Origin of the sequence: Sphingobium soli (assembly GCF_020782245.1) — a bacterium.
In the GTDB taxonomy this organism is placed as follows: Bacteria; Pseudomonadota; Alphaproteobacteria; order Sphingomonadales; family Sphingomonadaceae; genus Sphingobium; species Sphingobium soli.
Genome location: NZ_JAJGNP010000008.1, coordinates 79,887 through 91,972, shown reverse-complemented (window position 1 = coordinate 91,972; position 12,086 = coordinate 79,887). Strand labels below are relative to the sequence as shown.

The window sequence follows — 12,086 nt, the reverse complement described above, 5'->3', positions numbered from 1 at the left end:
AAATTGCGTGATCGCTCGATAGGAAATCACAACATGCGAGTCAATCGCATTAGCAGATGTGGCAAGGGTTTCGGGCGTGCATGTCAGTCCGTCGCGGCCTTCCAGCCCTGCATGAACGCCTGTGCTGCCTCGCCCACCTGCGCGGCAGTCGCGCCCGGCTTGTAGAGCGCAGATCCCAGGCCAAAGCCGTCCGCACCAGCAGCGACCCATGGCCCCATATTGCCGGGATTGATGCCGCCCACCGCCAGGACCGGCAGTTCCTTGGGCAGCACGGCGCGCTGCGCCTTCAAGACGGTGGGCGTAGCGGCCTCGGCGGGAAAGAGTTTGAGCGCGCTCGCTCCGGCCTGCACCGCCGCGAAGGCTTCAGTCGGGGTGAAATAGCCGGGCATGGAAATGAGCCCCGCCTCCGCACTGCGGGCGATCACCGACAGGTTGCTGTTGGGCGAGATGATAAGCCGTCCGCCGGCCTGCTGCACCGCGTCCACCTGATCGGGCGTCAGCACCGTCCCCGCGCCCACCAGCGCCTTGCCTTCCAGCCGACGCGCCAGCCGCCCGATGCTGACCAGCGGATCGGGCGAGTTCATCGGCACCTCTATCAAGGTGAAGCCCGCCTCCACCAGCGCGTCGCCGATCGGTTCAACCTCGTCCGGGCGAACGCCGCGCAGGATGGCGACCAGAGGGCAGCGGGCGAAAGCGGTCGTGAAATCGAGGCTCATGTCAGATTCTCCCAAAGGCGGGTGGCGCCGGCGATGAAGGCGGCCCGGCTGTCGATCCGCACCGCTTGACCGCCCAATTGCAAGATCGCGCTGGCATAGAGCGCGCCCAGCGCCGCGTCGGCAAGCAGATGCACCCGTTGCCCGGTGGCATAAGCGGCGCAGTCCGCGCCGATCAGCAGGCCGCTGACATAGGCGGCGGCGTCGGCGCGCGCGCGCAAGCCAAGCAGGCTGGCTGGGCGCACGCCGAACAGCGAGGCCAGCAGATCGCCGCGCGCACCATCGCGCACGCCGTCGGCAAAGGCGTCGCCTGCGCTGATTTCGCCCGTCATCTCCTGCCCGATCAGCGCATGCTGCTTGAGCAGCGCGAACATCTCGCCGGTCATGGCGGTGACGAACCGAGCGATCGCACCATCTGTCATCCACGCCCATTTGCAATGCGTGCCCGGCTGGCACAGCAGGGCGTCGGACGGAGCCAGGTTCGCGCAGATCGCGCCCAGCAACTGCACTTCTTCGCCCCGCATCACATCACCGCGTCCTTGCGCGACGTGAGATACGCCAGGAACGATGTGCACGCCGTCCATCGGCGCGACCATGGCGGCGGAAATCTGCGCCAGCGTGGCGGGCGTCGCCACATAGCCCGCGTCCATCCATCCGCGATTGGACCCGATCATGCCCGCCAGCAGCATCGGTGCGTCGCCAAGACACGCGCGCAATCGCGCCACTTCCTGTTCAAAGCCGCCTGACGGGACGGCGGTCACGCCCAGTGCGTCCTGCATGCTGTCAATGACCTGGCCTTCGCGGATGCGATAGGCGCGCCGGTTGGTGGTTCCCCAATCGACTGCAATGAAGTCCTGTTGCCCCATATTGTCCGAGTATATCGCGCATATGGATTTGGCAACCGCGCCGCCTGCGCGCAACGCGAAGCATCATGCGGCGTTCATGCGTTCAGCCTGCGTCAAAGCCGCCAGGTTCATCGCCAGGGCGTACTGAGGGAGACACATCATGCAGCCGACCCATATGCGTTCCAACCGGCGCAGCTTCATTGCAGCGCTGGCATTGCTTCCGCTCGCCGCCTGCGCGACGCCGATGGGCCGCTACACCGTCGAACAGGCGGTGCGTCGCCTGTTGCAGTTGTCGAGCGAGCGCGCCTTTGCGCGGCTGACCGAACCGGGTGGTTTCTACGATAACCAACTGACGCGCATCAGCCCGCCCGATCTGGGGGGCGGAAAGGGCGGCGCGGTTCTGTCCGCTTTGCTGCGCACCAATGCCGTCCGCAACCGGGTGGCGATGGCGCTGAATGATGTGGCGGTCGATCTTGCCGACAATGCCGCGCCGATCGTCATGGACGCCGTGCAGCGGATGACCCTGGCCGACGCGGTATCGGTGCTGCGCGGCGGCCCGACCGCGGCGAGCGACCTGCTCGCCCGGGAAACGCGCGGAGCTGTGGTCGACGCGCTGATCCCCGGCGCATCGCGCGCGCTCCGGTCGGATATGTTCGAAATGCTTTCGGCCGCACTGTCCGCCAGCGGCGGGCGGGACTATGCTGCGATGGCAACCAATGTCTCCAATCAGATCGGCGACGCGATTTTCCGTGCGATCGGACAGGAAGAGGCGGAAATCCGCCGCGATCCGCGCGCAACCGGCGATCCTGTGCTGATCGCCCTGCTCGGTTAGGCCTTGATTTCGCGCGCGCGCCGTGGTGACGCATTGCTATGGAACAGAAATTTCCCGGCGTCGCGTCTATCCCCTGGGATCAACCCGCGACCATGATCGACCTGGACGGCAAGCCGCCGCTGATCGGCACGATCCGCGATTGCGCGGTGCATTTCGGCTTATATAAGCCAGCCGCCCGCGCGCAGGCGCGCATAGTGCTGACCCAGCCCGTCCACCGCGAAGGCCGCAAGACGCGGACCTGGCTGCTTGAGCCCGATGAGATCGAGGCTCTGGCCGAGCGGTTGAAGCGCGAAACCAACTAGACTTAGCCAACAGGCCCGGCCTTGCGGCATATCCGCCGCGCCGGGCCTGCTCCGTCGGCTCAACGCTGGGCCAGCTGCATGCTGGACTTGCGGCTGATCGTCAGTCCGGCCTCGGCCCATTCCGCCTTGGTGCGGCATTCGGTGCGCGGCACCATGGAGCCGGCAGGTGTTTCGCGGAAGCAATAAGTGTCGGACTGTTCGTCATAGCTGACCTTGGCGCGGCCAAAATTGCCTTCAGGCTGCGCCAGAGCGGGGGTGGCGACAAAAGCGGCGGCGACGGTGGCGAGAATGATGGTCTTCATGATGTGGTTCCTTCCCTGACTGTGTCACGGTCCCTTGTGGATCGTGCCATCATCATTGCAGGGGGTGTGCCAGTTTCATGAAAAGCTCAGATTTGCACGATTTTTTAGACTGACGGCTCATGCCATCATGTGCAAATCCCTATCATCGAGGATTAATTGCCACGAGTTGGTAAAGTTCGCGAGCCGGGTGAATGGTGGCACAACGAAGCCCGGCGCGCGCCCTTGCACCGGGCGCGCGCCGGGGCCGTTTATCAGGCGGCTTTTTCCGCTGCGCCGGCAATGACCGCTTCGGCCATTTCATCGGCCACCACTGCCGGCGATCGCCCTTCGCGGGCGGCCTGCTCCAGAATGCGAGCGACGCGCGGGCCGATGCGGGCGACGCGGGTGCGCACGCTTGCTTCGTCCTCGCCCAGATATTCGGCAGACACGCTGATGATGCCGCCGGCATTGACGACATAGTCGGGGGCATAGACGATGCCGCGCGCCAGCAGGGCGTCGGCGACGTCTGGCGTCGCAAGCTGGTTGTTGGCCGCGCCGCAGACCAGCTGCGCCTTCATCGCTGCAACGCTGTCCTGCGTCAGCGCGCCGCCAAGGGCGCAGGGCGCGAAGATGTCGGCCTCCACCGCGGCGATATCCGCCACATCGACCATGCGCGCGCCCAGTTCGTCGGCCAGCGCGCGGCAGCGCTCCGCGTCAATGTCGGCGATCACGAGTTTGGCGCCGGCCTCGGCCAATTGGCGACACAGGCTCGCGCCGACATTGCCGACACCCTGCACCGCCACGGTGAGCGCATCAAGGTCCGCCTTCAGCGCCAATTGCGCGGCCATGCGCATGGAATCGAACACGCCGAGCGCCGTCCAGGGGGACGGATCGCCGCCCGCCATGTCCTGCGCCGGGTGCAGGCCCGCGACATGGCGCGTCATGGTCGACACCTGCTCCATATCCGCCACGCTGGTGCCGACGTCCTCCGCCGTTACATAGAGCCCCTCAAGCGCCTCAACGGCCTTGCCAAAGGCCTGGAACAGGGCAACGCGATCGAAATCGCCTTCAGGATAGCGCAGCACCGCCTTCGCCCCGCCCAGCGGCAGTTCCGCCATCGCGTTCTTGTAGCTCATGCCCTTGGCCAGGCGGCAGGCATCCTGCGTCGCGGCCTCGATATCGGGATAGCGCCAGAAGCGGCAGCCGCCCGCGCCCGGGCCAAGCGCTGTCGAATGAATGGCGATCACCCCGTCAAGGCCGCTGGCCGCGTCGCGCAGGGGCACGGTCCGCATCGTCTGGCTGGGGGAAGGGGCGTGATCGACCATCATATTCTCCTCTGGGGCATTTGCGGGCCGGCTTATGAACGCAGACATGCGAAGAGTCTTGCTCGAAATCGGACTGGCGCGGTGTTATTCGGGATGATCTATCCCGCATGTGCCGCTAGAGCGGAAAACATGATCGAACTCGACCCATTTGAGCGCAAGATTCTTCGCGAACTGCAACGCGATGCCAGCCTGACGACGGCGCAGATCGCCGAACGGGTGGGGCTGACGCCTTCGCCCTGCTGGCGCAGGATCGACCGGCTGGAACGCGAAGGGCTGATCCGCAAGCGCGTTGCGCTGCTCGACCGGCGCAAGGTCGGCCTCAACGCGCAAATTTTCGCGCAGGTGAAGCTCAATGCCCATGGCCGCGCCAATCTGGACGAATTCAGCAAAACCATCGGTGCCTTTCCCGAAGTGCTCGACGCCTATGTGTTGATGGGCACGATGGATTTCATGCTGCGCATCGTCACGCAGGACATCGACGCCTATGAACGCTTCTTCTTCGAACAGTTGAGCAAATTGCCGGGCGTTCAGGAAATTCATTCGACCGTCGCCCTGTCGGAGATCAAGTCCACCAACGAACTGCCGATCTGACCGTGCCCCCTCTTTCAATCGGATCAATATCCCACTGAATAGCCCATGCGGCGGGGATCGCTGCCGCCCATGCGCGCGCCGGACGCATCGACCAGCACGCCCTGGATGCTGCCAATGGCGTAAGGGCTGACCATGTCCAGCCTGTGTCCCATAGCGGCCAGCGCCTGCGTGATGGCCGGGTCGAAGCGGCTTTCCATCTGCACGCTGATCGCTGCTCCCGCTTTGTAAAAGCTGGGTTCGGCATGCAGCGCGAAGCGCGGCGCTTCGATCGCCTGCTGGATCGGCATGGCCCGGTCGATGACATTCACCAGAAACTGGAATTGCGTCTGACCGATCGTCTCGCCGCCGGGCGTGCCGCACACCAGTTTGAGCCGCCCCTTGTCCAGCACGATGACAGGACCATTGCCCAGCAACGCCCGCTTGCCAGGCCCAGCGCGATTGGGATGGCCGTCATAGGGCGCGGTCGATCCGATGCGCAGGCCGTTGTTGCACAGCAGGCCCGTGTCGCCCATCACGACGGATGTGCCAAAGCCGCCACCGACCGTCGTCGTGACCGCGATCGCATTGCCATCGGCATCCACCACCGACAGGCTGGTCGTATCCCCGCCCCGCGACCGCGTGTCCGCCATCGCCAACAGGGGTGGAACGCCCAGCTGCGCGATGTCCGCGCCCTGGGGAAAGGCAATGGCGCGGGCGCGGTCGATAATCGCGCGACGCTGGGCGGCGAAGTCCTTGGATAGCAGGCGATCGACCGGCACCGTGACGAAGCGCGGATCGCCGGCAGGACGGTAGACGTCCGCCTTGGTCACCTTGATCGCCTCGATCAGCCAGTGCGTCAGCAGCGGATCAGTCGCATCGAGCGCCGCAAGATCCCATCCTTCGACGATATTGAGTTGTTCGCACAATTCTAGGCCCGTGCGCGATGTAAGCGGGCTGCAATAGACGTCCAGCCCGCGATAGCGGGTCGATACCGGCGCTTCCCAGATCGGCTTGTAGGCCGCCATGTCCGCCATGCGCAGCCAGCCGCCATTGGCCGCTGAAAAGCGGGTCATGTCCTGTGCCACCGGCCCGGTATAGAAATGGTCATAGGCGGCTTGCAGCGCCGTGTCGCGATCCGCGCCGCCTTGCAGCGCGTGCGTCTCCGCGTCGGCCAGGCTTTGTAACGTGCGCGCGAGAGGCAGGTTCTTGAACAGGGCGCGCGGGGCAGGGGGTTTGCCATCGGGCAGGAAGATCGCGGCGCTGGTCGGATAGCGGGCGAGCACCGCCTGCTGCCGGCCGATGAACATCGCGATCGACGCATCGAGCGGATGGCCATCGCGGGCATAGCCGATTGCCGGCTCCAGCAAAGTCTTTAGCGGCAATCGCCCGAACCGGCGCGCCAGCGCGATCCAGCCGCCAAACGCGCCGGGCACCGTCAGTGCCTTGTGGCCGCTGTCCAGTTCCGCCGGATCGATGGCCGGATCGAACAGGGCAGGCGCGCCGCCGGTGAAGGCGAGCGAATGGACCTGTCCCGCCTTGCGGTCGAGGCAGGTGGCAAAGCCATTGCCCGCCGCGCTCGACGCCCAGGGTTCGACGACATTCATCACCGCCATTGCCGCGACCGCCGCATCGGCCGCGCTGCCGCCCTGCAACAACATCCGTGTTCCCGCCATCGCGGCCAGGGGATGCCCGGCGGCGACGCCGCCATGGGGCATGGGCACTTCGACGCGGTGGGCGCGGACCGTGGCCGGCGCGCTGCGCGGGGCATCGGGCGCGCGCATGCCTGATTGCGCCAGCGTGGCCATGGGCAGGCCGACCGCCGCGCTGGCGAGGCCCGCCGCGATCAACTCGCGGCGGGCAAGGCCCTTGTCCTGCATCAGAAGCTCTTCTTGATGCTCGTATACCAGTAACGCGCCTGCGGCTGGTAGAGGCTGGACAGGTAGCCGGTCGATGCCAGCGGCGGGTTCTTGTCGAAGATGTTGCGCGCGCCGATGGTGATCGCCGTGCCCTTCATCATGCCCTGGTCGAACCTGTAGGTGGCGTAGAGATTGACCGTGGTCTGGCCCTTGACCACGAAATTATTCCCAGCCGCGTCGAACACGCCATTTTGATAGACGTCCGAAATGAACTGGGTAAAGGTGCCGATCCGCACCGGGCCATAGTCCCAGGTCAGATTGCCCGATATGCGCCAGCGCGGCTGGCCGTCGCGCTTCACCACGTCGCCCCCGCCCGACACCGGCACGGCGGCGTTGATCGTTCCGTCCGCCTGTCCGTCGATGACGGCCTGGACGGCGGCCGGGGCATCGACCTGATATTTGATCAGTCGCGCGGCATTGACGTTCAGGCTGAAATTGCCAAACGAACCCGTGTTGACCCGATAGTCCAGGTTGAAGTCGATGCCATCCACCTGGATCGGCAACAGGTTCTGGAATGGCGCGGTGACATAGAGCAGCTCGCCCACGGGCGCGAGGCCCGTGCCAGCGACCAGCGCGATATCGTCCGCCGTGGGATCGCGCCGGACGACCGCCGGATTGCTGCTGCCCTGCACGCGTAGCAGATAGTCGAGGTTCAGCGCATTCTGGTAATCGAGCAGGCCCACGACCCCTTTCTGCTTGATCCGCCACCGGTCGACGGTGAAGGTCACCTGGCCCAGCCCGTCAGGCAGAGGCGGCTGAAGCACGGCGCCGAAATTCCAGCTGGTCGATTCCTCGGGCTTCAGGTCCGGATTACCGCCTGACCGCCGCAACACCGATACGTTGCGCGCGCATTGGGAAAAGCTGCCGATGCGGCCGGCGCGCAGGTCCGCTTCGCACAAGATATATTCGATGCCGCCATTCACCCGGTCGAGCGTCGCGGTATTGAGCACTTCCAGATTGGGGGCGCGAAAGCCCTGCGACCATGACCCGCGCAGACGGAAGCCCTGGAGCAGGTCCCAGCTTGCAGCGACCTTGGGCTTAGCGACGTCGCCGACATCGCTGTAGCGTTCGTACCGGCCCGCGACCTGAATGTCGAAGGAGCGGATCATCGGAATTTCCATCTCCGGGCTGACCAGCGGGAGCGCCAGTTCGGCATAGGCGGACCAGACCTTGCGGCTGCCCGACACATCGGGACTGGGGCTGGCCCCCATCAGGTCCGATCCGTAGAAAATGCCGGTCACAGCATCAGTATAGGTGATGTCGACGCCGGCGACGCCGCCCTGGCGTGGATCGCGGTTGTCCCTGTAGGTTTCGCGCCGGAATTCGACGCCGCTGGCGATGCCGATGCTGTTGCCGCCCCACAGGTCGAGCAGGTTGGCGTTGGATATCTTGAGATCCCATAGCGCCAGCGAGGTCTTGTTGCGCCGGGTCGACTGGATGCGGAAACTGTCTACGACCGCTTCGTCATTGGGGGTGCAATCGCCCACTGCCGGCGTATCGACACACCCGCCGTTGAAGGGATTATAGGCGTCGGGCGTGGTCTTGTTGATCGCGGCCTGCAACAATGTGCTGGACGTGCCGTCCATCACGTCCTTGACGGTCGCCCAGGTGTAAAGGCCGGCCGTTTCCCAGTTCCAGTCGCCAAAACTGCCGCGCAGGCCGCCCAGGAACCGATATTGGTAATTGGTGACGTTCACGCGCTTCTGGCCCGCGTCGACATAGTTGAGGCTGCGGATCGTGACCGGCAGTCCTTCGTCGGGCACGCCGACCAGGCCGGGCAAGCGGTTGGGATTGGCCGATCCGTCGGCCAGCAAGGTCGGGCCAAGCGGGTTCCAATAGGCGTCGGCGGCCACCGTGATCGGGATATTGCCCAGCGACCCGCCGCTGCCGATGATGGCGTCGGTCTTGCCCCGGTAGAAACCCAGTTCGCCGAAGAAATCGAGATTGTCGGTCAGTTCGTAATTGATGAAGCTGAACAGGTTGATGCGTTTGACGGACGGCTGGGTGGTCAGGTCCGGGAATGTCTGATTGGCGTCGTAGCGCAGGTTGGAATCCACCGTCGCCATCTGCGTCGTGCCGCTGGCATCGTCCCAGCACATGCCCGGCGTCGTGGCCGCAACCTGGCACCCCGGATTGGTCGCCGGCTGGATGTGAAACTGCTGCGACGCGTTGGTCAGTGCGACGCCATTGCTGGTGATGATGCCCGATCCGGTCGCCTGGAACGTGCCCCAGGGCGTACTGGTCGATGTGCCGTTGAAGGCGGCATTGCCTTCGAACGCCGTGCCAACAACATAGGGTCGCCGGTCCAGATTGGCGGTATAGTCCTGATCGCTTAAGTAAAGTTTCGATTTCTGGGCATAGCCGCCAAAGAGCGAGATGTTGCCGCGTCCGCCGCCAAAATTGAACCCGACCAGTCCGTTGACCGTGAATTCGCGCAGGTTGGTGCCTTCGGCCGCGCCATATTGCGCGTCGAACGTGGCGCCGGTGAAATTGGATTTCAGCACATTGTTGACGACGCCCGCGACCGCGTCGGACCCATAAAGCGCCGCCGCGCCGTCGCGCAGCACTTCGACCCGCTCGATCGCACCCACCGGGATGGTGTTGGCGTTGAAGCCAAAGGTCGGCACGCCGGAATCGACCACGCCAGTGATGGCCTGCGACGTGGGGTGCAGCACCGTGCGGCGGCCATTGATCAGCAGCAGCGTGTTGCCCTGGCCCAGGCCCCGCAATGATACGGTCGACACGTCGCCGCGCGCCGCATTGCCCGAACCGCCGCCCAGCACCTGTTCGTTGAAGGTGACGCCGCCCAGCTGCGGGATGGAGCGGAAAAGATCGCCGCCAGACACGGCGGCGACGGCATCGACTTGTTCCTGGCCGACGACGCTGACCGGCAGCGCGCCGGTGGTCTTCGCGCCCCTGATCTGCGTGCCGACGACGACGATCTCCGCCCCGTCATTGCCCTGTGGTTCGGCGGGCAGCGGCGCGGGCGCGGCGTCCGACATCGTGCCTGCCACCTGCATTTGCGCAAAAGCAATGGGGCGTTGTGCCGCATTGTCACCGCGCAGCGCCGACAAATTCCTGTCGCGCAGCGTCACCACGTCATTGCGGTCGGACGCGATGACCAGATCGGTCCCGCGAATGATGCGCTTGAGCGCCTGACGTGCGTCATAGGCGCCTTGCAGGCGCGGCGTCCGCGTGTCGCGCAGTTTCTTTGACGGCGCGATGATCTGCAATCCGCTTTGCAGGGCAAAGGATGGCAGCACGTCGGCCGCGCGGCCTTCGGGCAAATCGAAATTGCGTTGCTGCGCCATAGCCGTGCCGGCGCCGAGCGCCAGCGCGCTCGCCCCGCCCAGGATCATGGCCGTCCATTTCAATCTGGTCATGTCTTTGCTTCCCCCTCATGACGCGCCATGGGCGCGCGCCTTCCCCCGGGCGCACGGCTACTGCCGCGCACCGGACTGGCTGATCGACAAGAAATCCCACTGCTTCGATGCCGGTATCACTGCCGGCTGGCGCCCTTCTCGCCTTCCTTGTGGAAAGCCTCGGCATCCCCTCCCTGCGCCCGGCTGCATGGCCGCTGGTCACATTGGGAAAGACAGCGGCGCGCGCATTATCCGCCATGGCCACCGTCACATTTTTTACATGCGCCCTGTTTTTCACCCGATACGGCGGATTTGCCCGGACACTTCGTTGAACAGCCATGATCGTCTTGGGGAAGGGGCCGACCGATTCAGGACAGCAGGGCTTTCTGGCTTGCACGCCATATCTGTCCGCACGAACCGGCGCTACGGCGCTGGCTTTCGGGGCGGATCCAGCATGGTTTGCAGATTGACGACGTCATTCAGGAAACCTACGCCAAGCTCGCCAGTCTGGCAGCGGTCGACCATATCGAAAATCCGCGCGCCTATTTCTTTCGCGCCGCGCTGTCGGTGGTGGCCAGCGAATTGCGTCGAGCGCCGGTCGTATCCATGGAAACGCTGAGCGAAGTAGAGCGGCTGAACTTCGCCGCCGATGACCTGCCGCCCGATATTCAGGCAGAACAGCGCGAGGAATTTCGCCTGGTTGCCGACGCGATCGACCTGTTGCCTGCGCGATGCCGCGAAGCCTTCATGCTGCGCAAGGTGCAGGGATTGTCCCAGCGGGAAACCGCGCAACTGCTGGGTTTGTCGGAAAGCACCGTGGAAAAGCATGTCGGGCGCGGCATCCGCCATTTGATAAATATTTTCGGACGTGGCGGAAAATCCGGTCAGCCCGCGTCTTACGACCAAATCCCGGATACGGAGCATTATGACAGCAAGGGAAAGCAGCGCGCAGATCGAGCAACAGGCGGCCATATGGGCGGCCCGTCTTGACGCGCGCGCGCTGACCCCGGCGGAACAGGCGGATCTGGATGCCTGGCTTTCCGGCGATAGCCGCAGGCTGGGCGCCTGGGCGATGGCACGGGCGGCGTTGGCGCGGGTGGAGCTTGCGCAGGCGTCCGGTAGCACCCATCCCGCCGCCCGTATCCCATGGCTCACCCGTCGGTTCCTGCTGCGCGGCGCTGGCATGGCGCTGGCGGCGTCAGCGGTCGGGGCGGTTGCCCTGGGCCTGTGGAGCGACGGCGATCATTATGCGACCGGCAAGGGCGAAATGCTGCGCATCGCCCTGTCGGATGGCAGCATCGTCAACCTCAACACCGCCAGCGAAATGAACGTGCAATTCACCGATCGGCAGCGCACGATCATCCTGCGGGGTGGCGAGGCGCTGTTCGCTGTCGCCAAGGATGCATCCCGTCCCTTCGTCGTCATCGCCGGGGACGCGCGGGTCCGCGCGGTGGGTACGGCCTTCACTGTCCGGCACGAAGCGCGCCGCCCGGTCGACGTCATCGTCAGCGAAGGCGTGGTGGAAGTAAGCGAGGCCAGGGCAGCGCCTGTCCGCGTGTCCCAGGGGATGCGTGCGGTGGTCGATCCGCGCGCCGCCACGCCGATCGAGACCGCTGCGATCGCGTCTGACACGATTGAGCAGGAGCTTTACTGGCGCGAAGGCAAGATCGCCTTTCGCGACACCACGCTGGCCAGCGCCGCCGCGCAGTTTGCCCGTTATAATGACGAACATATCGTCATTGCCGATCCGGTGCTGGCGCAGGAAACCATCACCGGCCTGTTCATCGCCAATGATCCGCGCGGTTTCGCGCAGGCGGTGGCGGAAAGTCTGGGCGTCGTAACGCGCATCGAGGCCGGCCGCATCATCTTGAGTCCGACCTGATCGGTACGGGCAACCGCAATGCGTTCCTCCTGCAATGCCACGGGGAACAGGGGAGAAG

Annotated in this window: 11 protein-coding genes; 5 read left to right on the top strand and 6 right to left on the bottom strand. The window is 65.1% G+C overall.

The window, feature by feature from the left end:
- Window positions 1-83: 83 nt before the first annotated feature.
- Window positions 84-716: a 2-dehydro-3-deoxy-6-phosphogalactonate aldolase gene (locus tag LL253_RS11485; protein WP_228227227.1), complete on the bottom strand. Its 633-nt coding sequence runs from the start codon at window positions 714-716 to the stop codon at window positions 84-86.
- A complete protein-coding gene (locus LL253_RS11480; RefSeq protein WP_228227226.1) occupies window positions 713-1,579 on the bottom strand; it encodes a 2-dehydro-3-deoxygalactonokinase in 867 nt (288 codons plus the stop codon). The genes LL253_RS11485 and LL253_RS11480 overlap by 4 nt, the downstream gene beginning before the upstream one ends.
- Window positions 1,580-1,718: 139 nt before the next feature.
- Here LL253_RS11480 and LL253_RS11475 point away from each other — a divergent pair, with 139 nt between their 5' ends.
- Window positions 1,719-2,390: a DUF4197 domain-containing protein gene (locus LL253_RS11475; protein ID WP_228227225.1), complete on the top strand. Its 672-nt coding sequence runs from the start codon at window positions 1,719-1,721 to the stop codon at window positions 2,388-2,390.
- 38 nt (window positions 2,391-2,428) lie between these two features.
- Entirely contained in the window at window positions 2,429-2,692 is a 264-nt protein-coding gene (locus tag LL253_RS11470; protein WP_009823532.1) for a hypothetical protein, read from the top strand.
- Window positions 2,693-2,751: 59 nt separating this feature from the next.
- On the opposite strand, the gene LL253_RS11465 is transcribed toward LL253_RS11470, so the two are convergent.
- Window positions 2,752-2,994 carry a hypothetical protein gene (locus LL253_RS11465; protein ID WP_228227224.1) on the bottom strand — a complete coding sequence of 81 codons (243 nt, stop codon included), beginning with the start codon at window positions 2,992-2,994 and terminating at the stop codon, window positions 2,752-2,754.
- A gap of 251 nt (window positions 2,995-3,245) precedes the next feature.
- The gene (locus LL253_RS11460; protein WP_228227289.1) at window positions 3,246-4,298 is read right to left on the bottom strand and encodes a Leu/Phe/Val dehydrogenase; all 1,053 of its coding nucleotides are present in this window, start codon (window positions 4,296-4,298) and stop codon (window positions 3,246-3,248) included.
- A 129-nt stretch (window positions 4,299-4,427) separates the two neighbouring features.
- On the opposite strand from LL253_RS11460, the gene LL253_RS11455 reads away from it, so the two are divergent.
- Window positions 4,428-4,889 carry an Lrp/AsnC family transcriptional regulator gene (locus tag LL253_RS11455; protein WP_009823535.1) on the top strand — a complete coding sequence of 154 codons (462 nt, stop codon included), beginning with the start codon at window positions 4,428-4,430 and terminating at the stop codon, window positions 4,887-4,889.
- Window positions 4,890-4,912: 23 nt separating this feature from the next.
- Here the strand turns inward: LL253_RS11455 and LL253_RS11450 are convergent, their stop codons facing one another.
- Window positions 4,913-6,745, bottom strand: coding sequence for a gamma-glutamyltransferase family protein (locus tag LL253_RS11450; RefSeq protein ID WP_228227223.1), 1,833 nt, complete (start codon window positions 6,743-6,745; stop codon window positions 4,913-4,915).
- Window positions 6,745-10,167, bottom strand: coding sequence for a TonB-dependent receptor (locus LL253_RS11445; protein WP_228227222.1), 3,423 nt, complete (start codon window positions 10,165-10,167; stop codon window positions 6,745-6,747). The genes LL253_RS11450 and LL253_RS11445 overlap by 1 nt, the downstream gene beginning before the upstream one ends.
- 345 nt (window positions 10,168-10,512) lie before the next feature.
- On the opposite strand from LL253_RS11445, the gene LL253_RS11440 reads away from it, so the two are divergent.
- Window positions 10,513-11,136, top strand: a complete 624-nt coding sequence (locus tag LL253_RS11440; protein ID WP_050763059.1) for an RNA polymerase sigma factor — start codon at window positions 10,513-10,515, stop codon at window positions 11,134-11,136.
- Window positions 11,072-12,028: a FecR family protein gene (locus LL253_RS11435; RefSeq protein WP_228227221.1), complete on the top strand. Its 957-nt coding sequence runs from the start codon at window positions 11,072-11,074 to the stop codon at window positions 12,026-12,028. Before LL253_RS11440 ends, LL253_RS11435 begins: the two co-directional genes overlap by 65 nt.
- Window positions 12,029-12,086 lie beyond the last annotated feature (58 nt).

Excerpts from the sequence above, each read along its gene's own strand:
- LL253_RS11485 (WP_228227227.1), bottom strand. The coding sequence starts at position 716 with ATGAGCCTCGATTTCACGACCGCTTTCGCCCGCTGCCCTCTGGTCGCC.
- LL253_RS11480 (WP_228227226.1), bottom strand. The coding sequence starts at position 1,579 with ATGGGGCAACAGGACTTCATTGCAGTCGATTGGGGAACCACCAACCGG.
- LL253_RS11475 (WP_228227225.1), top strand. The coding sequence starts at position 1,719 with ATGCAGCCGACCCATATGCGTTCCAACCGGCGCAGCTTCATTGCAGCG.
- LL253_RS11470 (WP_009823532.1), top strand. The coding sequence starts at position 2,429 with ATGGAACAGAAATTTCCCGGCGTCGCGTCTATCCCCTGGGATCAACCC.
- LL253_RS11465 (WP_228227224.1), bottom strand. The coding sequence starts at position 2,994 with ATGAAGACCATCATTCTCGCCACCGTCGCCGCCGCTTTTGTCGCCACC.
- LL253_RS11460 (WP_228227289.1), bottom strand. The coding sequence starts at position 4,298 with ATGGTCGATCACGCCCCTTCCCCCAGCCAGACGATGCGGACCGTGCCC.
- LL253_RS11455 (WP_009823535.1), top strand. The coding sequence starts at position 4,428 with ATGATCGAACTCGACCCATTTGAGCGCAAGATTCTTCGCGAACTGCAA.
- LL253_RS11450 (WP_228227223.1), bottom strand. The coding sequence starts at position 6,745 with ATGCAGGACAAGGGCCTTGCCCGCCGCGAGTTGATCGCGGCGGGCCTC.
- LL253_RS11445 (WP_228227222.1), bottom strand. The coding sequence starts at position 10,167 with ATGACCAGATTGAAATGGACGGCCATGATCCTGGGCGGGGCGAGCGCG.
- LL253_RS11435 (WP_228227221.1), top strand. The coding sequence starts at position 11,072 with ATGACAGCAAGGGAAAGCAGCGCGCAGATCGAGCAACAGGCGGCCATA.